The following is a 23,282-nucleotide window of genomic DNA, read 5'->3' as shown; positions in this document are numbered from 1 at the left end:
ACGGCAATGGAGAAAACGCATCCTCATGCTATGTTTTCATGTCTCTACATAAACAAATGGAGAAAAATAATGAGGTCATCATTTCAATTCCTCCTGATGCCCCTTTTGGCTGTTACACGTATTGCCAGTCAGCCCAATGAGAATAATGATGGAAATATGGTTTCATCTATGAAGTTTATAAATAATGATCGTGGTAACAGCATGGTGTCTAATCAAGGCGTGGCTTCCTGCTCCACATCATATTCCAAATTTATTAAGTCTTTTGGTATGCCCCAGGATGTTTGCGAACAAAACATTAAAACCACCCAGGAATGGGTGTCGCGTAAAGAGTCAGCAAAAGTTGACGCAACGTCAGGCATCCTGAAAAAAGCCAATCAAATAGTAGAAAATGAGATAACGCAGCGCTGCGCCAGGTCAACAAAAAATGAAAGGGATGTCTTAACCACCGCAATGCGACATAAGACAATAGCCTGTGATACCTTACGGGAAATCATTAGCGAAATAAAAAACGTCAGACTCATCAACGTCAGGCTTCCTGACGGGAAAATTGCAAATGCCAGTCCGAACTTAAAAAGCATCTCATTCGAAAGATGTTTCAACACCGCAGGCGATGAAATTGATAATAAAATACTGGAATGCAGGAAATACCTTCAGATATTCAAAGCGAATAATAAGTATGGCGACCAGTCCATCGTAAAACAAAACAATGTTTTCATAAATAATATTATCGATGACCTTGATTTATTGGAGAATCTATTTCGACAAGTTGAAAGTAAGGAGGCGGATATCGTGAGCAATTTACAGAGGCATTGCAACAGTGAAAGATTTAGTCCCGTCTGGGATCAATTCGACGCTGCTACACTCACGCTTAACAAGCTAAATAAGGTTGTTACCCAACTGGAAGAGAATCTCCAGTCGTTAAACACCCTCGTCATCCCGCCTCCTGGCCCAATACGTGCGTAATCCCCTCGCCCACTTCCGGCGCGATCAATCGCGCCGTTACCCATCAGCGCAATTACGCAGTAGCATCAAAAATCACATACAACTTACGCATTGGCGTCTCCATCACCCAGGTGCCCTGCGTGTTGGCTTCAAAGAAAAAGCTGTCGCCCGGTTTGAAGGTTAAAGTAGCCTCACCGTCTGGCGTAAAGCTGCCAATCCCTTCGAGGAAATGCATGACCTCCGCCTGTTTCACGCCACGACGATAACTTCCCGCGGTGCAGGCAAAGATGCCGCAATCAATGTCTTCCTTACCAGCAATCACCGTCTGAATACCGGAAAGCTGAATGGCGGCAGTGCCGGGTAAACCCTCAACGCTGCCCCAATCTTCCAACTGTTTAATGGACGCTGGCTGCGTTAATTTTTGCACTTTCATAAAAAATTTCCTCATTTTCAACTTGTTAGGCTGAAGTCAGCTTAAACAATGCATGCGCGAAATGGCGGCAGTTTTCACGCGCCAGAAGAAACTTTTGGGTGTAAATCCGCAGGGGTTTAGCAGAAACTTTTGTCAGGCGACAAAAAAGTCATAGCCGTCAAGCTATGACTTTATCAATGGCGTTTACAGCGAAGAGATTACGTCAGTGCGCAGGTTAATGATGTGCTTACGAATTGAGGCGAGGCTTTTTTCCCGGTCGCCCTCACGCATGGCATTCAACAGATCAAGGTGCTCAGCGTGATTTTCCTGCTGCCGGTGCAACGGGCTGTGCAGACGAAACAGACGCACGTTAACCCGCAATCCCTTCAATACCTGTGCCAGCACCAGGTTGCCGCTGGCTTCGGCAATGGTGTTATGCAGCTTTTCATCGAAGCGCCAGTAAAGATGCTCCTGCTCAGTTTCGCTGGCGATCAACTCCTGCAACTCTTTAATCAGGTTGTCGAGGGTGGCGGCACTGATTTTGTCCAGCGCCTTACCCACCGCCTCTGCCTCCAGCACCTCACGCAGCGCCATAGTATCCAGATACTCTTTGATATCGATGGTGCGCACGGTATAAGAACGGGCACCGCGGCGTTCCAGCAGATTTTCACCTGCCAGGCGCACCAGTGCCTCACGCATCGGCGTGCGGGATACCTGTAACTCTTCCGCCAGGCGCAACTCCAGCATTTCACTGCTGCCGGGGATCTTACGCTCCAGAATTAACTCTTTCAGCAATGCATAAACCTGTTCAGACAGACTGGCTGATTTCATATACAACGGCTTCGCAGCCATAATCGCAGCAAGAGTATGATCCTGATAGTCGGTCATCTTTATGCAGTTTCCAGGAGTAAAATTGGGTGTGAGTTTACCGGATTATCCTCTCACAGGGAAAGGCACCGCGCAGGGCAGAAACGCCCCACTGCCCGCTCTGCCGTGATATTGCCCTTCTGACCAGACTTTTTCACCGCGCGAAAGCGTGATGGCGGGCCACGCCTGCACCCGTTTGCCTTCATACGGGGTGTGATCAGCATTGGTATGCAAATCATTGTTAGTAATGGTTTTATCGAGATCGGTATCCCAGATAACCAGGTCCGCATCTGAACCCACCGCGATGCTGCCTTTCTGCGGATAAAGTCCGTAGAGTTTTGCCGGTGCGGTGGCGGTCAAATCGACAAAACGCTGTGCCGAGATACGGTTTTGCAATACGCCTTCACTCATCAACAGCGGCAAACGCGTTTCCAGCCCGGCAATACCGTTCGGCACCAGGTCGAAAGAGGCATTGTCGCCGTGTAATTTCTTGCCGCGAGGATCATCAAAATTAAACGGGCAATGATCCGAGGAAAAAATGGTAAAGGTGCCGTTGGCTAAGGCATTCCACACCGCATTCTGACTATCGGTATCCCGCGGTGGCGGGCTACAAATGCATTTCGCGCCGTGGAAACTGTCATCAATACCGAGATCTTCAGCGGTCAGAAACAAATATTGCGGGCAGGTTTCGGAGAAAATATTGATGCCCTGACCCCGCGCCCAGTAAATCTGTTCTATGGCGGCACGGCTTGATACATGAACCAACAGAATTGGCACATCAACCAACTCCGCCAGAGAAATAGCGCGGTGCGTCGCTTCGCGCTCACCAATAGGCGAATGCGCCAGCGCATGATAACGCGGTGCAGTTTTCCCCTGTTTTTTCAGTCGTTCCGTCAGCCAACTGATGCAATCATCATTCTCTGCGTGAATCATCGAAATCGCACCCGCCTCGCGTGCGGCTTCCAGCACATTGAGGATGTGATGATCGGTCAGTTTTAACGCGTCATACGTCATGTAAATCTTGAACGAGGTATAACCCTGCGCAATCACTTCCGGGATCTCGTCAATCACCGCCTGGCTGGCATCGGTAATAATGACGTGGAACGCATAATCGATACTGGCTTTGCCTTCCGCCCGTTGATGATAATCGGCGATCGCCTCCTTCAGGCTCTGCCCCTTAAACTGCATAGCGAACGGAATGATGGTGGTGGTGCCGCCACAGGCTGCTGAACGGGTACCGCTGATAAAGTCATCGGCCCCCACCGAGCCATCGGTGGAAGGTTGGTCGAGATGGCAATGGGCATCGACACCACCTGGCGTCACCATGCGGCCTTTAGCATCAATCACCTGCTGTGCCTGCGCGGCATCCAGCTCAGCCGCGATCACGCTGATACGGCCATTATGGATACCAATATCACCCCGATAGCGATCGGATGCCGTCACGATATCGGCATTTTTCACAATCAGATCAAAGGATTTCATGGCTGCGTCTCCCTGGTGTAAGCGCTGGACACTTCTTTAAAGCTCGGCTGTGCCGGTTCACTGGTGTGGGTGGCACTCTGGTAGGCTTTGGCGTAATGACGTTCGATCTTGCGCTGAATAAAGTCCCACAAGGTGGTGAGGAGCAAGTAATAGGTGGCGGCAACCATAAATAGCTCCAGCACCATGAACTGTTCCTGCATCAGGATTTGCGTACGACGTAACAACTCCTCCACGGAAATCACCGAGGCAATCGAGGTGGTTTTCAGTAACCCGTTAAAACTGTTCCCCAAAGAGGGCAGAATTAAGCGCATGGTTTGCGGGAAAATCACATAGCGCGCCACATTCAGATGGTTAAAACCAAGCGCTTTCGCAGCATTGATTTGTCCTTTTGGCAACGCCTGCACACCACCGCGAATGATCTCCGCCAGGTAAGCGGCTTCATTCAATACCAGGCCCATCACCACCGCCTCAATCACGCCAAAGCGGATACCGATTTGTGGCAGGCCGGTATAGATAATAATCAGCTGCACCAGTAACGGCGTGCCGCGAAAAACCCAGATATAAGCCCGTGCGATCTGATTAATCCAGGACCAGGGCGAGAGCCGGGCAAAGGCCAGTAATATTCCCAGTACCAGCCCGCCAGCCATACCCGCCAGGGTTAACAGGACGGTGTTCACCGCCCCCATGAAAATGAAATAGTTGGTGAGATAATGGAAGTACCCTTCCCAGCTCCAGCCCTGAATCATAATGAAATTTCCTTCGCTTAAGAGTTAGGACCCTGAACACTAAAGGTTCCGGTGATCATCTTCGCGCCATACTTATTAAACAGCGCAGGTAAGCTGCCATCGGCATTCATCTGGTTCAGCACTTTGGCGGTGGCGTCAGCCAGATGGGCATCTTTAAAGGCGATGGCCACCGGCGTGGGTTCGAGGCCAGAGAGCACCTGTTTGAACATGCCTTTGTGCTGATAATCGGCTGCGACTGCATCGATACTGATCACCGCGCTCACCTGTTGTGCACGCAATGCCTGGAACGCCACGGTAAAGTTATCAAAGGTATGGATATCTACCGGTTTCAGGCCTTTCGCTTCCAGTTCTTTGCTGATCTTACGGATGGTAGTCTCTTCAAAGCCGCCGATTTCTACCCCGACGCTTTTACCTGCCAGATCTTCAACCTTCTGGATCTTGCCGCTATCGGCTGGTGCCACCGAAACGCTGATGGCCTGGCTTTCATACGGGATCATGTACATCATTTTGGCGCGCGCCGGGGTGAAGAAAATACCGGTGTTAATCATGTCCCAGCGGCCACCCTGCAAACCGGGCACCATTGCGGAGAATTCGATGCGGGTATAGTCAGGTTTCAGGCACAGGCGCTTGGCAATCTCCTCGCCCAGCTCAATACGCATTCCTTTTAATTGTCCTTCACCGTCAACATATTGCAGTGGCGGCAGTGTCGGGTTGGTGGACATTTTTAACTCACCCGCGGTCACCAGCGTTGCGCCCTGCACCGGGGTACAGGCGGCAAAACTGGTCTGTGCAAACAGGCTACCGGTCAGAAGAGACGCAGCCGCAATCAGGGTTAATTTCGCGTTCATTTACATTCTCCGAATAAGTAACAATCAGGCCGGTTATCAGTGCTTGAAGCTGTTCAGCACGTTGAGTTTTTCTAATTCATGTCGCAGCACCTGTTCCAGGTTGCTGGCAAGCGGCAGACGTGGAGCGCGCGGGATCCCCACCTCCAGTCCCATCATCGCCAGACCCGCTTTGCTGGCGGCCACGTAATGTGGCCCGCCAACGGCACGCACCACGGGCAGAATTTTGTGGTACAGCGCCAGCGCTTCATTGCGGTCAAGACGATCGCACGCGGCTTCAAACATCTGTGCGCATTGCGCCGGTAACAGGTTGGACGCCACCGCCACCCAGCCGCAGGCACCCAGCCAGAAAGATTCATAACCCAGAATGCCCGCGAAAACGTTCATGCGATCGCCGCACAGTTCGATGATGTCGCGTACACGCGTCACCTCAAGGGTGGATTCCTTGATGTAGCTGACGGTGTCGATTTCCGATAAACGCGCCACGGTTTTCGGCAGCAGATCGACATTGGCGGTGGCCGGGTTGTTGTAAATCATGATCGGAATCGAGATGGCCTCACCCACTGCACGATAATGGGCAAACAACTCGTCTTCGTTCGGGCAGCTATAAAACGGCGGGATAATCATCACGCCATCCGCGCCCATCGCTTCGGCTTCTTTACTCAATTCAACGCATTCCGGTGTCCATTCTGCGCCAGTACCCATCAACACCGGCACACGCCCTCTGGCGGTGCGAATCACCGTTTCGGTGACCAGTTGTCGTTCCTCACGCGTCATGGATAAAAATTCACCGGTACTGCCCAACGGGATAAGACCATGAATTCCTTGTTCAATTTGCCAATCGACTAATTTTTCGAGGGCTGGCACGTCAATTGCTAAACCATCCTGAGTAAAGGGGGTAATCAACACCGTATAAGTACCGCGAAACGCTGCCATATTGAGTTCCTTAAGAAAATACTTGATGCATACCGTTTGTATACCGTATACATACTGTATACACAAGCGTTGCTGGATCACAAGCGTTATGGAACTCAAATCACCAAATATCACTCCTGCGGGCGACCGCCTGACCATCTGGTTTGATGGCAAAGCCGTACCGGCGCTGCCTGACGAAACCATTGCCGCTGCCCTTGCGCGGCAAAATATTGTGGCAATCCGCGAGGAAACACCGGGCGAAAAACGCGGCTTATGGTGTGGCATGGGGGCGTGCTACGAATGCGTGGTGCAGGTGGATGGCAAAGGATCGCAACGCAGTTGCATGACGTTAGTGCAGGACGGTATGCAGGTGCACAGCCAGCGCGCCGACCAACCCCCGGCCATTCCTCTGACATCGGTGCCAGACAACATCGCACCGGAAACACGCGAGTACGATTTGCTGGTGCTGGGTGCCGGACCCGCCGGACTTTCAGCCGCCCGCGTCGCGGCCAGTGCCGGTGCAACGGTGCTGGTGATTGATGAGCGACCACAAAGCGGCGGCCAGTTTTTTAAACCGCTGGCCCCTTCTCATACCTTGCACGGCAAAGCGCCGCAGCAGTGGCGTGATGGCGAGCAGTTATTGTCAGCAACCCTGGCTGCCGGGGTTGAGATCCTGCAACAGGCCACGGTCTGGGCCGCCTTCTCCGCACAGGAGATCGGGGTTATCTGGCGTGACACGTCATTATTGATTCGCCCGAAGCAATTGATTATCGCTACCGGTGCGTATGAACGCCCGGTGCCCTTTCCCGGCTGGACTTTGCCTGGGGTGATGACCACCGGCGCAGGCCAGACGCTGGCAAAAGCTTATCGGGTGATCCCCGGCGAAAAAGTGGTGGTAAGTGGCAACGGACCGTTGAATCTCCAGTTTGCCGCTGAACTGGTTGCCAGCGAAGGTCAGGTGGTTGAGGTGCTGGAACGCGCAGCAAAACCCGGCATCCGCTTGCTGCGCCAGATCCTCACCATGACCAAAGTAGGCCCTGAGTTGTTGCTCAAGGGCCAGCACTATCTCTCCATCCTGAAGAAAAACCGCGTGCCGGTAAGCTGGGGTTATGAAGTGGTTGCCGCACACGGGCAGGATCGCCTCGAACGCATTACCGTAATGCGGGTGGATGCAGCCGGACAACGCATTCCTGGCTCCAGTCGCGAAATCCCGTGCGATGTGCTGTGCCTGGGACACGGTTTTATTCCCTCTACCGATTTAGCGCGTTCGCTGGGTTGTGAACAGCAACTCGCCAGCACACCTTTCAGCACCCCAACGATCAAAACCGACGCCGAGGGCGCAACCAGCGTGCCCGGCGTGTACGTTGTCGGTGATGGCGCGCGGCTGGGTGGCGCGCAGATTGCCCAGACTCGCGGTCAGTTGGCCGGTTATCGCGCACTGAGCGCGCTGGGGAAAACGGCGAGCGGCATCGATACGCATAAGTTGAAAAAACAGGTTGCCCGTGCCGAATCATTCCAGCAGGCATTGTGGCAGGTTTACCAGGCACCGCCGGTCAGTCTACAAATGCAACCCGATGAGACGGTGATTTGCCGTTGTGAAAATATCACCCTTGGCCGCTTGCGCAGCGCGATCCGTCAGGGTATCGACACGCCCGCCGCGCTGAAACGTAACCTGCGCGTCGGCATGGGATTATGCCAGGGGCGCACCTGCGCCGGGATGGTGGCGCAACTGGTGAGCGAAATGACCGGGCGTCACCACCACACCGCCGGGTTTTATGCCCCGCGCTTCCCGGTCCGTCCGGTGCCGATCGCCGCGCTGACGTTTGAGAAACAGGAATGGGGCGGCCACAAACCGGCTATCACCCCTAACCTGGCGCGCCCGGTCGAAAATTCACCGATAGCGCCGCAAAAAACGGAAGTGCTGGTGATCGGCGGCGGCGTCATGGGCAATTGTCTTGGCTATTACCTTGCCGCTGGCGGCGCGGATACCCTGGTGGTGGAGCGCGACGACATCAATTTACAGGCTTCCGGCGCCAACGCGGGCAGCCTGCATGTCCAGCTGCTGTCGTTTGATTTTGGTGCCAAAGCCGAGCAAGGCGGTGGTCCCGCTGCGCAAACGCTACCACTTGGGCCGCTCTCGGTGCGGCTGTGGCAGGAACTGGAAGCGGCGAGCGGTGAGTCGCTGGAGATCAAAATCACCGGTGGTCTGATGGTGGCGGAAACCGCGCAGGAGATGCGTTTTCTTGAGCAAAAGATCGCGCTGGAACGCCGCTTTGGCATCGACGCGACGCTGCTGGATGCCAGTGAACTGGCACGGCTTTCCCCTCACCTTTCCCCGCAGCTGATCGGCGCTGAATTCTGCCCAATGGAGGGCAAAATCAACCCACTACGCGCCACTTATGTGGTGAACAAACTGGCGCGCGCCCAGGGGGCACGCTTTCAGCGCGGCACCGATGTGACGGCGATTGAACGCATGTCGCATGGCGGGTATCGGGTACAGACCAGCCGTGGCGTGATTGAAGCCCAACGCGTGATTAACGCAACCGGTGCCTGGGCGGCCAAAGTGGGTGAAATGGTCGGCATCAATGTGCCGGTGAAAGGCGCACCGCTGCAAATGATCGTCACCGAACGTGCCGTGCCGCTGGTCGATCATCTGATTGCCCACGCCGGGCGTCACCTCAGCCTGAAGCAAACCGCCCACGGCAGTTTATTAATTGGCGGCGGCTGGAGCGCGCAATTTAACCCGGCGATGCGCCTGAATCAGCCGTGCCGCGAAAGTATCGAAGGCAATTTATGGGTCGCCAATCGCGTCCTGCCTGCCTTAAGTGGCCTGCATATGGTACGTAGCTGGGCCGGGATGAATATCAATATTGATGGCGCGCCGATCATTGGCGACGTCCCCGGCCTGCCCGGTTTTTATAACGCCGTCACCTCTAATGGTTACACCCTGTCGCCAGTGGTGGCCCACAGTCTGGCGCAGCTCATTTTGCGCGGCAGCAGCGACATCGATCTGTCGCCTTTCCACCTTTCCCGTTTCGATAATCACAGGACCGCAGTCAATGAGTAAACAACGTGTCGCCACATGGATTGAAAGTCACTTCTCCCAACAGGTTGAGATGTTAAAACGTCTGGTGCAGACGCCCTCCGACAACCCACCGGGCGATTGCACCCCACATGCGCTGGTCACCGCGCAGCTACTGCGCGACGTTGGACTGGAGGTTGAAACCTTTACCGTGCCGGATGAGGTGGTACTGGCAGCCGGGATGCGCAGCGCCACAAACCTGATCGTGCGCCATCGTTTCGGACCGGGGCCGACGGTCGCGCTGAATGCGCACGGCGATGTCGTGCCGCCAGGCGGCGGCTGGAGCAAAGATCCTTACGGTGCGGAAATTGAAAATGGCTGGCTGTATGGACGCGGTGCGGCGGTGTCTAAATCGGATATCACCACCTACACCTATGCCTTGCTGGCGTTGATCCACAGCGGCGCGGCGTTAAACGGCACCATCGAACTGCACATCACATACGATGAGGAGACGGGCGGCGCCACCGGTCCCGGCTGGCTGCTGGAGAAGGGGATCAGTAAACCCGATTACGCGGTGTGCGCCGCGCTGAGCTACTTTGTCGTTACCGCACATAATGGGTGTTTGCATCTGGAAATTGCCGTGCAGGGCAAATCCGCCCATGCCGCCTTCCCGTCCAGCGGCTGTGACGCCATTGAAGCCGGTAACCGTTTAATGACCGCGTTGTATCGCTATCGCGACACGCTGGCGGAAAAACATTCTGCGGTAGCGGGTATCGATTCCCCCACGCTGGTGATTGGCCTGGTTGAGGGCGGCATCAACACCAACGTGGTGTCGGATAACCTGATGATCCGCCTCGAGCGTCGCATTATCCCGGAAGAACAGCCGGAAGCGGTTGAAGCGGAGTTGCTGGCGCTGATTCGGGATGTGGAACAACAGCTCAGCGGTATCACCTGTGATGTGAAACGTATTTTGCTGGCGCGTCCGTTCACCTCATCGCCTGCCAGTATCGAACTGGCGAACATTTTCAGCCAGCAGGCCGAAGCTATCCTGCAAGAACCGATCCCGTTAGTGGGTTTGCCGCTGTATACCGATGCCCGTCTGTACAGTGCCGCCGGTATTCCCACCATTATGTACGGGGCCGGACCGCGCAGTTTCCTTGAGGCCAACGGACATCGCGCCGATGAGCGCGTACACCTGGATGATTTACATCGTGCCACGCAGATTGTGGCGAATAGCCTGTTAACCCTTTTGCAGGAGAAATCTGCATGATCGCCATTAATAATCTGTCGAAATATTATGGTCAGTTGCCGGTGTTAAAAAATTGCACCCTCAATATCAAAAAAGGCGAAGTGGTGGTGATTTGCGGCCCGTCTGGTTCCGGTAAATCGACCTTAATTAAATGCATCAATGCGCTGGAACCCTTTCAGCGCGGCGAAATCAATGTTGATGGCATGATGTTAAGTGATAAAAAAACCAATCTCACCAGCCTGCGTCAGCAAGTCGGTATGGTGTTTCAGTCGTTCGAGCTGTTTCCACATATGACGGTGCTGGATAATTTGCTGGTGCCGCAGATGCGGATTTTGAAACGCCAGCGCGCGGAGGCGTTAAATAAGGCCCAGGAATTATTACAACGCGTAGGACTGGAGCGGCACGGCCACAAATATCCGGCGCAGCTCTCGGGCGGTCAGCAGCAGCGTGTGGCAATTGCCCGCGCGCTGGCGATGAACCCTAAAGTGATGCTGTTTGATGAGCCAACCTCAGCGCTGGACCCGGAAATGGTCGCCGAAGTGCTGGCGGTAATGGCGGAACTGGCGGCGGAAGGCATGACCATGTGTTGTGTCACTCACGAACTGGGCTTTGCGCGTAAAATTGCCGATCGCGTTATCTTTATGGACGGCGGCGAAATTATTGAAGATGCTGAGGCAGAAACCTTCTTCACCGCACCGGTATCACCCCGGGCGAGGAACTTCCTCGATCAAATCATCCAACATTAAACAGCACAAGGATCAGCATGAAAGTACGCCACTTGCAGGAAAACTCGGTACGTTACTTCCTTGAAGTGGTGCGCTCCGGCTCACTCAGCCTGGCGGCTCAGAAACTGAATGTCGCCGCTTCGGCGATCAGTCGCCAGATTAGCGGGCTGGAGGATCGGCTGGGCGAAACTCTGTTTGAACGTCGCAAGGAAGGGATGATCCCCACCGCTGCCGGTGAACTGCTGGCGGCGTGGGCGATCCGCACGCAACTGGAAAGTGAAAAAGTGCTGCACGAGCTGGCGGAACTCAATGGGTTACGTAAAGGTGAGGTGCGTATCGACAGCTCCGCCGGTTTCAGCGTCGATTTTTTGCCGATGATGATCGCCTCCTTTCGCCGCCACTATCCCGATATCCATTTTCGCCTGCATGTTACCCACGCCGAAGAGGTGGTGCGGCGATTACGCGAGGGGGAAAGCGATCTCGGGCTGACCTTCAGCCAGATCCCGGAAGAGAATATTCACGTTGCCTGGCGTTTGCAGTCACGGCTGGTGGCGGTGATGCCACCGGACCATGTGCTGGCGAAACGCAGCGGCCTGCAATTGTCGCAGCTCAGTGGCTATCCGCTGGGTTTGCCGGAACGGCCGATCATGTTGCGCCGCCTGTTTGACGCCTGCTGTAGCCGCCAGGGCATCACCATCTCCCCGGTGTTTGTCACCAACTCCATCAGCGCCCTGCTGGCTTTTGTGCGTTATGAGCAAGGCGTGGTGGTGGCCTCCGAAATGACGGTGCGGGAATATATTCGTACCCATAATTTGTGTGCCGTACCGCTGGTGGGTCAGGATCTGCACGGCATCAATATCGAACTAAATACCCTCGCGGGACGCAGTATGCCGAAAGCGGTAACCGCGTTTATCGATCATTTTATTCGCGAAATGGACGCCTTTCCGTTTATTTCCGCCGTCACATCATAACCGCCACTTATTAAAAACTGCTCGGAGGAGCTGATTTTGCCCCTTCAGGATAACCATGACTTATCATGGCGTTATCTTTGCCTTTTTGATATCGCTGGCGTGAAAAAGTTGAAATGGTGATAACCCTGAACGCATGGCAGGATGAATTTGCGTTGCGAAATTCAATTCACCGGTTATTAAGGAACAGCCATGCGAGATTCATCGTTCTACCGGCACTGGGTGGTTATTTTGCTGTATATCGCCTGGTGTATCGCTTTTATTGATCGCGTTGTCTTGAGTATGGGCGCACCGGCGCTCACCGCTGAGATGCATCTCAGCCCGTCTGAGCTGGGTTTGGTGTTAAGTGTGTTCTATTTTGGCTTCTGGCTGATGCAACTGCCGGGCGGCTGGCTGGCCGATCGCTACGGTGCCAAGATGGTGGTGATTATGGCGATTGGCTTCTGGTCGCTGTTCACCCTGCTGACCGGACTGGCCTGGTCACTAGCCTCGCTGCTGGTGATTCGCCTGCTGTTTGGTCTGGGCGAAGGTGCCTTTCCTTCTGCGGCGATCAAAAACGCGGCGGAAAACTACACCACGGAACAAAAACCGAAAATCACCTCGCTGCTGGTCTCGTCAAATTACATCGGCAGCATGATCGCCCCGCTACTGATTGCCCCACTGCTGCTGCATTTTCACTGGCGTCACACCTTTATGCTGATTGGGATTTTGGGCCTGGCGTTTGTCCTGATATACAGTCTGACGGTGCGTAACACCCCGGCCAGTGACAGTCAGCAACGTAGCCGCATCAACCTGAGTGAAGTCAAAAGCGTCATGAAACATCCGCTGTTGTGGAAGATTGCTGCGGTGTGGTTTGGCCTCAGCCTGATCAACAAAGGCCTCGACTCCTGGATGCCGGTGTATCTGATGACGGAACGCCATCTTGACCTCAAAGCCGTCGGCGTATTGTTGCCGATCCCCTATCTGATGGCCGGTATCGCCACTGCCATCGGCGGTTGGGTGATGGTGAAATTCTTCAATGGCCGCGAAAACCTGATGTTGCTGTTCAGCGCGTTATTTACCGCCATTGCCATCGGCTGCATGTACCGGGCGGAAACCCTCACCGGGGTGATTATCGCCCAGGCGTTTACCTACTTCTTTAAATCCTTTGTGCTGGCGATCGCCGTCGCGCTTCCGACCAAAATTCTGGCGCCGCGCATGGTGGGTTCGGGCATCGGGGTGATCAACTTTGGCGGCCAGGCGGCCGGATTTATCGCCCCGCTGGCAATCGGCCTGATGGTGCAACATTTCAGCTTCGGGTCGGCATTTCTGTTCCTGATGGGCGCAGCGCTGTTTTCAACCCTGATGAGCCTGACCATCCGCACCGAGAAAACAAGCACCCAGGCAATTATGCCGACTCCGTAGCGACGCGATTTATCGCGCGGGTTTAATTGATAAAGGATCTGACGATGGAAACGTTATGTGATCTCCCGGCGAGCGAAGCCCGTCGGTTAATTGGGGAAAAAAGCATTGCCCCAAGTGAATTACTGGAAAGCTGCATCAACCGTATTGAACAGGTCAACCCCGCGGTTAACGCGATGGTCGCCTGTGATTTCGCCGCCGCGCGTGCCACGGCACAGGCGCAGGACAAGGCGGTACTGCGCGGCGAACCGCTTGGCCCGCTGCACGGTTTACCGCTCGGCGTCAAAGATATGATTGATGCGGCCGGCCTGCCTACCACCTTTGGCAGTGTGGCGAAGCGCCACAACCTCGCAACACAGGATGAGCGTCTGGTGGCGGTGCTGCGTGCCGCCGGTGCCAACGTGGTGGGTAAAACCAACGTACCAGAATGGGGTGCAGGCGGTAACTCGCGCAACGCGGTGTATGGCACCACCGGTAACCCGTTCGATACCACCCGTTCAGCGGCAGGATCGTCTGGCGGTTCGGCGGCTGCGCTGGCCTGCGGCATGGTGTCGCTGGCGACCGGTTCCGACACCGGCGGTTCGCTGCGTAACCCGGCGGCGTTTAATGGCGTGGTGGGATTTCGCCCCACAGCAGGTTTGATTCCGGCAGAAAAACGCGGCTGTGCCTGGCTGCAAATCTCCACCCTTGGCCCGATGGGACGCACGGTAGCGGATGCCGCGCTGATGTTAAGCGTGATGCAGGGCGAGGATGCGCGCGATCCACTATCCCATGTGGTGCCGGGGCGTCAGCTACGCCAGCCACAGGAGTTTTTCCCGCTACCCGCAACCGATTTGTCTTCGCTGCGCCTTGCCTGGAGTAGCGATTTTGGTTTCGCGCCTACTGAGCAAGGCGTTGCTGACAGCTTCCGTCAGAAGATGACGCATATCGCCCCACTGTTCGCCAGCGCCGAGCAGGCGACGCCCGATTGTCACGGCACAAATGAAGCCTTTGAAACGCTGCGCTCGCTGCTGTTTCTCACCGGCACGCGGGAGCTATATCAGCAGAATCCCCAACTGGTGGGGGAAAATGTTCGAATGAATATTGAGGAAGGCTTGCGCTACAGCGCGCTGGATATTTCCCGTGGGCTGGATCTGCAAACCCAGTTGTATCGTCGTTGGGAAGCCTTCTTCCACGACTATGATTATATGGTGTCACCGGCGGTGACCATCAGCCCGCGTCCGTGGACCGAACTTTACCCGCGAGAAATCAACGGCCAGCCGACGCGCACCTATTATCACTGGCTGGCGTTGGCCTATGTCACCTCGCTGGCGGGGCTGCCTTCCCTCTCCTTACCCGTTGGCAAGGATGCACTGGGAATGCCGTTTGGTTTACAGATTATCGGCAAGCGCGGTGATGACAGCGGTGTACTCCGCGTGGCGCAGGCGCTGGAACAGAAGTTTAAGCACGATACGCAATTGGCGCGGCCAGTGCCGGACCTTGACGCACTGCGTCAGGCGCGCCCCATCGCCAGCATGGCGGATTTTTATCTCCCTTTAGGCCAGTAAACGAGGATCGTATGAATTTACCTTTTTCCAAAGTGCGTCTGGTCGGTGACCAGGTGTGGTTATCCGGCGTGATCGGTTTTGAAGAAGATGGCACGCTGGCGGCGGAAGTCAGCCGTCAGACCGACCGCGTCATGTCAACTATCGAAGCCACGCTGCAAGAACAGGGTTGCACGCTGGCGGATATCTTCTCCTGCACCGTTTATTTAACTGACGCGGACTTGTTTGCACCCTTTAACCTGGCTTATGCCAAATGGTTTAGCGATCCATTGCCGGTGCGAACCACGGTACTGGCTGGATTAGTGTTGCAGGAGGCGCTGCTGGAAATTACCGTGGTGGCACAGAAACCCAAAACGGAGTGAAGCGATGGCACATGATGTGTTAGTGCTGGGCGCGGGAATGGTCGGCGTCAGTTGCGCCCTCCACCTGCAACAGCGCGGCTACGATGTGGCGCTGCTGGACCGGCGCGAACCCGGCGAGGAAACCTCTTACGGTAACGCGGGGATCATCCAGCGGGAGGCGGTACATCCTTACGCCTTCCCGCGTGATATCAAGACGCTACTTAGCGTGGCAGGCAACCGTCGGCTGGATGTACGCTATCATCTGCGTGCCATTCCGGCGCTGGCGTCACCGCTGCTGCGCTACTATGCTCGCTCAGCACCCCGCGCTTATGCCCCGATTGCGGCGGCTTACGCCTCGTTGATTGCGTTGTCGATCGACACCCATGAAGCCTTGCTCGATGCGGCTAATGCCCGCCATCTGTTAGGCGAACGTGGCTGGTTGATGCTGTTTCGCAGCGATAAACAGCGTGATGCGGCCTTTGTTGAGGCTGATAAGCTGCTGGCGCTGGGGGTGAATCATCGCAAGTTGGATGCAGCCCAGCTGCGCGCCACCGAGCCAGCGCTGCGGGCTGAACTAAGCGGTGCGGTGTACTGGAGCGATCCCCTGACGGTGCGCGATCCGGGCGCGTTGGTAAAAGCCTATGCCGCCTTGTTATTTGCTCGTGGTGCAGCCTGGCATCAGGGCAACGCGCAGACGTTGCGTCCGACAACTGAGGGCGGCTGGCAGGTTGATAATCAGCATGGTGAAGCGGTGAAAGCGCGTCAGGTGGTGGTGGCTCTCGGTCCCTGGAGTCCACAGCTTACCGGCGATTTCGGTTACCGTCCGCCGCTGTTTGTGAAGCGCGGCTACCATCAACATTTCCAGCCGGTCGCTGGCGCTACGCCACGTCACTGGATGCTGGATGAAGAGCGCGGCTATCTGGTGGCCCCGATGGCACGCGGGTTGCGTATCACCACCGGGGCGGAACTGGCGCATATTGATGCCCCCGCCACCCCTCATCAGCTCAGAGCGGTGGAACAGGTGGCGCGGCAGTTGTTGCCGCTGGGAGAGGCGGTCGAAGCGGAACCCTGGAAAGGTGCCCGTCCCTGCATGCCGGATATGAAACCGGTAATTGGCGAAGTTCCGGGACAACGCGGCATGTGGTGCGCCTTTGGTCATGGACATCAGGGATTTACCCTCGGACCGGCCACCGGGATGCTGCTGGCAGAGATGATGCACGGTGAACGCAGCAGCATTGCGATGGAGCCGTTCAGCCCGGCCAGACGCTTCTGAATCCGTCGCGCCGCGATTTATCGCGCAATTCTGAGCGCGCAGCCAGAAAAACCCGCGCGATAAATCACGCCGCTACAGGGGGGGTATGGCTTTCAACAATTCCCGCAGAATATTCCTGACCCCGGCTACCGCCGGGTCCCTCAGGCTGTCAGTTCGCCAGGATAACTCGATCGGATAATCGGGTAAAGCAATTGGACAGTGAACCAGCCGCAAATCAAACAACGTCGCCATAGCCTGAGCGGCATGGCTGGGTAACGTCACAATCGAGCGCGAACCTTTGATCAGATAAGGCACCGCTGAAAAGTGGGTCGCCGCCGCTTCAACCGTGCGTTTCAGGCCCAGCTCAGCCAGCACTTCATCAACGATCCCCACCACGCCCCCCGAAGAGATCAGAATATGTTGCAGTTGGGTATAGTCACTCAGCGTCAATTCACCCGTTGGCGGTGCAAAGTCCAGTACACAGGCGTAACCATTGACCCCGACCAACTCTTTACTCAACGCCGCTGAGTTGCCACTGCCAGAAGTCACGGCCAAATCGACCATCCGGTTCATCAACATCCCGGCAGCGATGCGGCTGTGAATTTGTCGGAAGATCAGCCGCAGTCCGGGATACGCCTCTGCCACATGGTTGATCAGTTGGCGTGCCAGCGCGATTTCATAATCGTCGGACCAGCCTAACACCAGGGTTCTGCCCTCGAATTCCGCCTGTTCCCGCTGCGCCAGCGCCAGACTCTGACGACAGCGATTTAACGCTTCACTGACAATGGGTTTTAATTCCTCCGCACGACGGCTCGGGCGTAAGCCGCGTCCCGTGCGTTCAAACATAGGGTCACCATAAATTTTCCGCAACCGGCCCAGCGCGGCACTGACGGCCGACTGAGTAATGCCAAGACGCAGCGCAGCCCGGCTGGCGCTGCCCTCTTCATACAACGCTTCGAAAACTTTAAACAAATTCAGGTCAAGCGACTCGATATTAATTGCATTCATATCTGATAGTCATTTCTGATGGTTGATTCATAACACTATACCAAGGTATACCTTGGCATCAACTCCCCGCTCACAGGTAAATTGCCATGACATCCTCAACCGTGGCGGTGCTACAAATTGGCTCCGCACCTGAAGGTAAAGCGCAGACGTTAGAGAAGATTCTGTCTTATGAACAACAAATTACTGCCAGCCAGGCGCGCCTGGTGGTGATGCCCGAAGCCCTGCTTGGCGGCTATCCGAAAGGTGAAACCTTTGGCACCCAATTGGGCTATCGACTGCCACAGGGACGTGAAACCTGGGCAGAATATTTTGCCAACGCCATTGATGTGCCGGGTAAAGAAACGGAGGCGCTGGCCGCACTGGCACACCGCACCCAGGCCGCACTGGTGATTGGTGTGATTGAACGTGAAGGCAGCACCCTGTATTGCAGCGCGTTATTTTTCGAACCGGAAAATGGTCTGGTGGCAAAACATCGCAAGCTGATGCCAACCGGAACCGAACGCCTGATTTGGGGCCAGGGCGATGGTTCTACGCTGCCGGTGGTGGATACTCAGGCCGGACGTATCGGTGCCGCCATCTGCTGGGAAAACCATATGCCGTTGCTGCGTACCGCCATGTATGCCAAAGGGGTAGAAATCTGGTGCGCGCCCACGGTAGATGAACGTGATGTATGGCAGGCATCAATGCGGCATATCGCCCACGAAGGTCGCTGTTTTGTGTTAAGCGCCTGCCAGTTGCAACCCTCGCCAGCCGAATTGGGTATAGAGATCCCCGGCTGGGACAGCCAGCGCCCGCTGATTCAGGGGGGAAGTGTGATTATCGGTCCACTTGGGGATGTGCTGGCAGGACCGTTGCGCGCCAGCGAAGGATTACTCACGGCCCAAATCGACACCGATGAACTGATTCGCGCCCGCTATGATTTTGACGTGGTCGGACATTATGCCCGCCCGGATGTGTTCTCGTTGGCGGTTGACCAAAAACCCAAAAAAACCGTCACTTTTCAATAAATCACCGTAGTGGCGCGATTTATCGCGCAGATTCTGTGCGCGATGCCGGAAAAGATCGCGCGATATTCGCGCTGCTACAATGGGGAATTATTCCATGTATGTGCCAATACGGCGGTTAACCTCGGCACGCAGATGCAATAACTTCTGCGCATCGGACGGCCACGCTTTGAAGGTAATACGCATCCCCATCACGTCATCAACCAACGCCTCAACGGCCGCACGACCTTGCAACGCTTCCAGACATTGCAAGGCGCGCAAATCCTGCATCGCTTCCAGCAGCACCTTAAGGCGAATCGAAGGTAGCGGCGTGAAGTCTTTGCCGGGATAAACAAGGAATGGATCACCCGCCGGGAATGCCTGCAAACCATCGGTAACGGCAAAAGGATCGATTGCCTCACGCGACAATTCGCTGTTGTAGAAGTTAAAGCCCCAGTGCAGAAACCCTTCAATCCGATATAACCAAAGCTGCACCCCAAGGATACGGTTACGCAGCGACGGTTGCGCCATAAAACGGTTAGCCACATCGAGATACTGGGCGCAACAATAATACGTCCACAGGCCTGGCACCTGATTTTCGAGGAACGGCTCCAGATGGTCAGAGGCGGTGACCGGTTTTTCCACCAGGCCAAGGCGATAAAAGTCATAATCGGACAAGGCATCCAGCGTACGGTAGCCGGGAATTAACGGCCGCAGCAGATCGCTGGCTTTACGGTAATTTTCCAGATGTTGATCGGTCGGTTCATCGGAAATATGGAACCACACCCGATCACGCAGTCCCTGCTTGTCAAACCACGCCGTCAGTTGTGGTAAGAAGGCGCTCAGGAATTGCCGCCACTGCTCACCAAAGGCATCGGTATGCCAGCCAAAACGTGCCTCACGGCTGCCATCCGGCAGTTGTACCGCAATATGCGGCGCATGCGCCGCTCCCCATTGGGTAAAAAAGTGGGCGATCTCAAAATCGCGGATGCCCTCGGTACGGCATAAATCTACCCAGCGGGCCAGCCGTTCAAAGCCAAAGCGATAGCCGCCCTGCTCGTCATCAAAGACGTCAATCAGTTGCACCTCAGTCCGCACCGTCCCTGGCGCGGTATCGAGCGGTGGCGTAAACAGCGGCGTCAACATCATATTGACGCCATGCGCCACGGCACTTTGCACAAATTTGCGCACCGCCTGCCAGTACTCCTCGCTGAACACCGTCAGTTGATAATAATTCGCCAGGCAATCGGTATGAATCCATTCGGTATGGTAAAGCTGTTGTGCAGGCAGAGTGGCAGGTAACACCGTCACCACCAGTGCCGCTTCAGTCATCACGCTGTTCTCGGCGTCTTCATATAAGCGCAGCGTCATTTTATGTTCGCCAGGCGGTAGACCTTCCGGCGGCGGTGTCAGGCACAGCCACAATGCGCCCTGATAATTGCAGGTGATTTGCATGGTCGGGCCGGTCAACGGCATCAGCAGATCGGGAAACAGACCTGGCTCAGTGGTCAGATAATGGTCATCCACGGTGTTGTAGCAGGGTAAATGTCCCGGCACAGACGTGACCTGAAACACCTGCAACCACGGTGCTAACTCCCCTTCAACCGACCAATGCAAAGTGCGTCGCGTTTTGCGCTCGGTGGAAGGGAGAAAATATTGCGCCTGAAATGAGAGTGTCTCATTGGCGAGAATGCTGGTTGTTGTCAGTTGCTTTACGTCGGCAATTGTTTTTTGGTGAAACATTTTTTCCAGCGACGAAGTCAGCCGCAGATGTAACGTCATGGTTCATCCCTTACAGTGTCAGAAATTTTGCAATTTAATAACACGCAAACAGACAAGAAAAAATAGAAAAAAAAGGTAATAAGAAAATAAGATGACGCAGCTCGCAAAACATAATATTTTCCTGCCGATAGCGAAAGCAGCGCGGAAATAAAGGCGTCAGCCTGGTTTTAATTACAATTATCAACCTCCGGTAAAACCTCTTAACAGCGTCAAAAAAAAGCCTTGCTAATTAGATCATTAGCCCTCGCCAGGGCTTTCGATTCGTTCTTTCTGTTACGAAAACAGTGCTGTAAACCCGCAAAAAACCTTTCGATTTCGAAAGATCGAAAGGAAAATCATGGGTTGTGCTTACACTTTTTCGTTGTTGACAGCCAGATTACGGATGGTTTACAAAATCATTTATCCACACCGGGTCTTTCCAGCGAAATACTTCTTATTGATGAGGGTTGTGTCATGCTGTCTGCTAAAAACAATAAGTCTCACGCCAGACCAGTAATTTCCGGAATTGCATTAGCTGTCGCACTTTTAATTCCTGCACTCAGCCACGCCGCAGATAAAATAACCTTACGTTATGCAATATGGGATCGTAATCAACTTCCTGCGGAAGAAAAAATTGCGCAATCATTTGAGAAGGCCAACCCGGATATCAATATTGATATTGAAGTGGTGCCTGCATCTCAGTATTTCGTCAAACTGGACTCTGCCGTCGCAGGGGGCGTCGCACCGGACATCTTTTGGGTCAACATGCCCTACTTTATCCAGTATGCGCAGAACCACGTCCTGGCCCCGCTGAACGGCTACCTGAACGATAAATCGGTCGATCTTAACAACATCGTTGCCAGTTCGGTGAAAGCCTATCAGTTTGACGGCAACCAACTGGCGATTCCGCGTGATGTGGATGCCATCGCTGTCTGGTACAACAAAAAACTGTTTGATCAGGCTGGCGTCAGCTATCCGAAAAAAGGCTGGACCTGGGATGATCTGAAAAGCACCGCCACCGCGCTGAAAGCCAAACTGAAGGGCGATGCTTTCCCGCTGTATATGGACCTGAGCAATGACGGTCAGGAAAGCTACCTGAACCTGCTGTATCAGAAAGGTGTCCATATTGTTCCGACCAATGGCCAACCGACGGATATCGCCAGCGATAACGCCATTTGGGTTTACCAACAGTTGCAGCAAATGATGAAAAGCGGCCTGCTGCCGACTGCCAACCAGATGAGCGAGCTGAAAACCGACTCGGTGTTTACCTCCAACCGCGCGGCAATGGTGTACGCCGGTTCCTGGCAGGCGGCCCCATTCGCCAGCAACCCACAGATTAATGATCATATCGGCGTGATCGAAATGCCACGCATCGATAAAGAAGCGGGTGTGGCGCACAGCCTCGGCTTCGCCCTGTATGCCAACGGCAAGCATAAAGATGCCGCCTGGCGTTATGTCTCCTTTATGGCGCAGAAATCCTCACAGGAGGAACTCGCCGCCGCGGTGATCCCCGCCAACAAACAGGCGATGCCTGCCTGGGCCGCCAATATTAAGCAGGTCGATGTTACCGCCTATCTCACTGCGCTGGACCACGCCACCGCTTACCCGACGGCAGGCACCAATACACCGAAGTGGCAAAACATGTGGATCAGCAGCCTGAAGAAAATCTTTATGGGTGCGGATGCCAAAGAAGAGATGGATAAATCGGTGAAGAAAATTAGCCGGGTGATGGAAAAGTAAGACGCAATCCGTAACGGTGCGATTTATCGCGCCGTTACGACAACCTGCGCGTTAAATCGCGCCGCTACCGAGCCGATAAAGATGGAAAATATCTCTCCCGTCACCGTAAATCTTCCTGCGGTTAAAACGGTAAAAAATGTCAGTAGTCTGGAACGAGCCGAGCGTTTCTGGGGCTGGATAATGATCGCTCCGCTGGTTATCGGCCTGCTGGTATTTTATTTCATCCCTTTTCTCCAGACGCTATTTTACAGCTTTACCGACCTCAACCAGTTTATGAACTGGACTGAAGTCAGTCTGGATAATTATCGTGATCTGTTCAGCGATGATGATTTTTATACTGCTGCCTTCAATACCCTGTTCTATGTGGTGGTGTGCGTGCCCGTCAGTCTGGCGCTCTCGCTGCTGCTGGCGATTGGCCTGAATCAACCCATTCGCGGCAAGACGCTGTTCCGCACCCTGCTGTTTCTGCCCGCCATCACCATGCCTGCGGCGGTGGCGATGGTGTGGCAATGGTTGTTCAACGGTGATTTTGGTCTGGTGAATCATCTGCTGGGATTTATTGGCCTGCCCTCAGTTGACTGGCTGTCCGACCCCAAAGTGGTTCATCTTAGTGTGTCGATTATTATCATCTGGTCATCACTGGCGCTAAAAATCATTATCCTGCTGGCCGGTTTACAGAATATTCCCCGTCAGGTCTATGAAGCCGCCGATATTGATGGCATTGGCACCTTACGCCGCTTCTTCTTTATTACGCTGCCGCTGATGCTACCCACGCTGTTTTTCGTCTCGATTATGAGTTTTATCGAAGTGCTGCAAATCTTCGACGTCATCTTTCTCATGTTCGACCGCTCGATGATTGAAAGCGATGCCATGACCGTGACCTTCCTGTTCTACAAATACGCGTTTTATTTACAGGAAAAAGGCTATGCCTCAGCGATTGCCGTGGTGCTGTTTGTCGTGACCCTGGTGATTAGCCTGGTTCAGATGTTTATTGGCAAAAAAATTAAAGTGACCTGAGGAAGCCAGTCATGAGCACGTTACCCCAATCCGAAGAACTGGCGTGGTTCCGCCGTCAACAT

At 54.6% G+C, this 23,282-nt stretch carries 20 protein-coding genes; 12 read left to right on the top strand and 8 right to left on the bottom strand.

The features are described from left to right. Positions 1-69: 69 nt before the first annotated feature. Positions 70-963 carry a hypothetical protein gene (locus AC6I8N_RS10355; protein ID WP_497828983.1) on the top strand — a complete coding sequence of 298 codons (894 nt, stop codon included), beginning with the start codon at positions 70-72 and terminating at the stop codon, positions 961-963. 52 nt (positions 964-1,015) lie between these two features. Here the strand turns inward: AC6I8N_RS10355 and AC6I8N_RS10350 are convergent, their stop codons facing one another. From AC6I8N_RS10350 to AC6I8N_RS10325, 6 genes are all read right to left on the bottom strand, one after another. Beyond that, on the bottom strand, positions 1,016-1,375 hold the full coding sequence (locus AC6I8N_RS10350; protein ID WP_021183245.1) for a cupin domain-containing protein: 360 nt from the start codon (positions 1,373-1,375) through the stop codon (positions 1,016-1,018). Between the two features lie 183 nt (positions 1,376-1,558). Then, positions 1,559-2,242: a GntR family transcriptional regulator gene (locus AC6I8N_RS10345; protein WP_497828982.1), complete on the bottom strand. Its 684-nt coding sequence runs from the start codon at positions 2,240-2,242 to the stop codon at positions 1,559-1,561. A gap of 45 nt (positions 2,243-2,287) precedes the next feature. Then, positions 2,288-3,703: a dihydropyrimidinase gene (gene hydA, locus AC6I8N_RS10340; protein WP_497828981.1), complete on the bottom strand. Its 1,416-nt coding sequence runs from the start codon at positions 3,701-3,703 to the stop codon at positions 2,288-2,290. Continuing rightward, on the bottom strand, positions 3,700-4,449 hold the full coding sequence (locus AC6I8N_RS10335) for an amino acid ABC transporter permease (RefSeq protein ID WP_021183248.1): 750 nt from the start codon (positions 4,447-4,449) through the stop codon (positions 3,700-3,702). The genes hydA and AC6I8N_RS10335 overlap by 4 nt, the downstream gene beginning before the upstream one ends. Positions 4,450-4,466: 17 nt before the next feature. Then, positions 4,467-5,297 carry an ABC transporter substrate-binding protein gene (locus AC6I8N_RS10330; RefSeq protein ID WP_021183249.1) on the bottom strand — a complete coding sequence of 277 codons (831 nt, stop codon included), beginning with the start codon at positions 5,295-5,297 and terminating at the stop codon, positions 4,467-4,469. 36 nt (positions 5,298-5,333) lie between these two features. Further along, the gene (locus AC6I8N_RS10325; protein WP_021183250.1) at positions 5,334-6,230 is read right to left on the bottom strand and encodes a dihydrodipicolinate synthase family protein; all 897 of its coding nucleotides are present in this window, start codon (positions 6,228-6,230) and stop codon (positions 5,334-5,336) included. Positions 6,231-6,318: 88 nt separating this feature from the next. Here AC6I8N_RS10325 and AC6I8N_RS10320 point away from each other — a divergent pair, with 88 nt between their 5' ends. From AC6I8N_RS10320 to AC6I8N_RS10285, 8 genes are all read left to right on the top strand, one after another. Beyond that, complete coding sequence (locus tag AC6I8N_RS10320) at positions 6,319-9,276, top strand: FAD-dependent oxidoreductase (RefSeq protein ID WP_497828980.1); 2,958 nt, start codon at positions 6,319-6,321, stop codon at positions 9,274-9,276. Beyond that, positions 9,269-10,501 (top strand): M20/M25/M40 family metallo-hydrolase, encoded by a 1,233-nt coding sequence (locus tag AC6I8N_RS10315; protein ID WP_497828979.1) that lies wholly within the window; start codon positions 9,269-9,271, stop codon positions 10,499-10,501. Before AC6I8N_RS10320 ends, AC6I8N_RS10315 begins: the two co-directional genes overlap by 8 nt. Continuing rightward, positions 10,498-11,226, top strand: a complete 729-nt coding sequence (locus tag AC6I8N_RS10310) for an amino acid ABC transporter ATP-binding protein (protein WP_021183253.1) — start codon at positions 10,498-10,500, stop codon at positions 11,224-11,226. The genes AC6I8N_RS10315 and AC6I8N_RS10310 overlap by 4 nt, the downstream gene beginning before the upstream one ends. Positions 11,227-11,243: 17 nt before the next feature. After that, entirely contained in the window at positions 11,244-12,176 is a 933-nt protein-coding gene (locus tag AC6I8N_RS10305) for a LysR family transcriptional regulator (protein WP_415174229.1), read from the top strand. Between the two features lie 189 nt (positions 12,177-12,365). Then, entirely contained in the window at positions 12,366-13,577 is a 1,212-nt protein-coding gene (locus AC6I8N_RS10300; protein WP_497828978.1) for an MFS transporter, read from the top strand. 44 nt (positions 13,578-13,621) lie between these two features. Then, a complete protein-coding gene (locus AC6I8N_RS10295) occupies positions 13,622-15,121 on the top strand; it encodes an amidase (RefSeq protein WP_497828977.1) in 1,500 nt (499 codons plus the stop codon). 11 nt (positions 15,122-15,132) lie between these two features. Next, positions 15,133-15,480 (top strand): RidA family protein, encoded by a 348-nt coding sequence (locus AC6I8N_RS10290; RefSeq protein WP_021183257.1) that lies wholly within the window; start codon positions 15,133-15,135, stop codon positions 15,478-15,480. A gap of 4 nt (positions 15,481-15,484) precedes the next feature. Next, on the top strand, positions 15,485-16,732 hold the full coding sequence (locus AC6I8N_RS10285) for an NAD(P)/FAD-dependent oxidoreductase (RefSeq protein ID WP_497828976.1): 1,248 nt from the start codon (positions 15,485-15,487) through the stop codon (positions 16,730-16,732). Positions 16,733-16,804: 72 nt separating this feature from the next. Here the strand turns inward: AC6I8N_RS10285 and AC6I8N_RS10280 are convergent, their stop codons facing one another. Beyond that, positions 16,805-17,719: a LysR family transcriptional regulator gene (locus AC6I8N_RS10280; RefSeq protein ID WP_497828975.1), complete on the bottom strand. Its 915-nt coding sequence runs from the start codon at positions 17,717-17,719 to the stop codon at positions 16,805-16,807. A gap of 86 nt (positions 17,720-17,805) precedes the next feature. On the opposite strand from AC6I8N_RS10280, the gene AC6I8N_RS10275 reads away from it, so the two are divergent. Next, on the top strand, positions 17,806-18,726 hold the full coding sequence (locus tag AC6I8N_RS10275) for a carbon-nitrogen hydrolase family protein (protein ID WP_497828974.1): 921 nt from the start codon (positions 17,806-17,808) through the stop codon (positions 18,724-18,726). Positions 18,727-18,813: 87 nt separating this feature from the next. Here AC6I8N_RS10275 and AC6I8N_RS10270 read toward each other — a convergent pair whose 3' ends face one another. Further along, on the bottom strand, positions 18,814-20,484 hold the full coding sequence (locus AC6I8N_RS10270; RefSeq protein WP_497828973.1) for a DUF4091 domain-containing protein: 1,671 nt from the start codon (positions 20,482-20,484) through the stop codon (positions 18,814-18,816). A 453-nt stretch (positions 20,485-20,937) separates the two neighbouring features. Here AC6I8N_RS10270 and AC6I8N_RS10265 point away from each other — a divergent pair, with 453 nt between their 5' ends. Both AC6I8N_RS10265 and AC6I8N_RS10260 read left to right on the top strand, forming a co-directional pair. Further along, positions 20,938-22,203 carry an ABC transporter substrate-binding protein gene (locus tag AC6I8N_RS10265; protein ID WP_497828972.1) on the top strand — a complete coding sequence of 422 codons (1,266 nt, stop codon included), beginning with the start codon at positions 20,938-20,940 and terminating at the stop codon, positions 22,201-22,203. 81 nt (positions 22,204-22,284) lie between these two features. Beyond that, entirely contained in the window at positions 22,285-23,220 is a 936-nt protein-coding gene (locus AC6I8N_RS10260) for a carbohydrate ABC transporter permease (RefSeq protein WP_208725452.1), read from the top strand. Positions 23,221-23,282: the final 62 nt, after the last annotated feature.

The sequence above is a fragment of the Pantoea sp. X-Soil-TKNS-1279 genome, assembly GCF_059730565.1.
The sequence above is the reverse complement of the archived record's forward strand: the minus strand, read 5'-3'. Positions and strand labels throughout refer to the sequence as shown.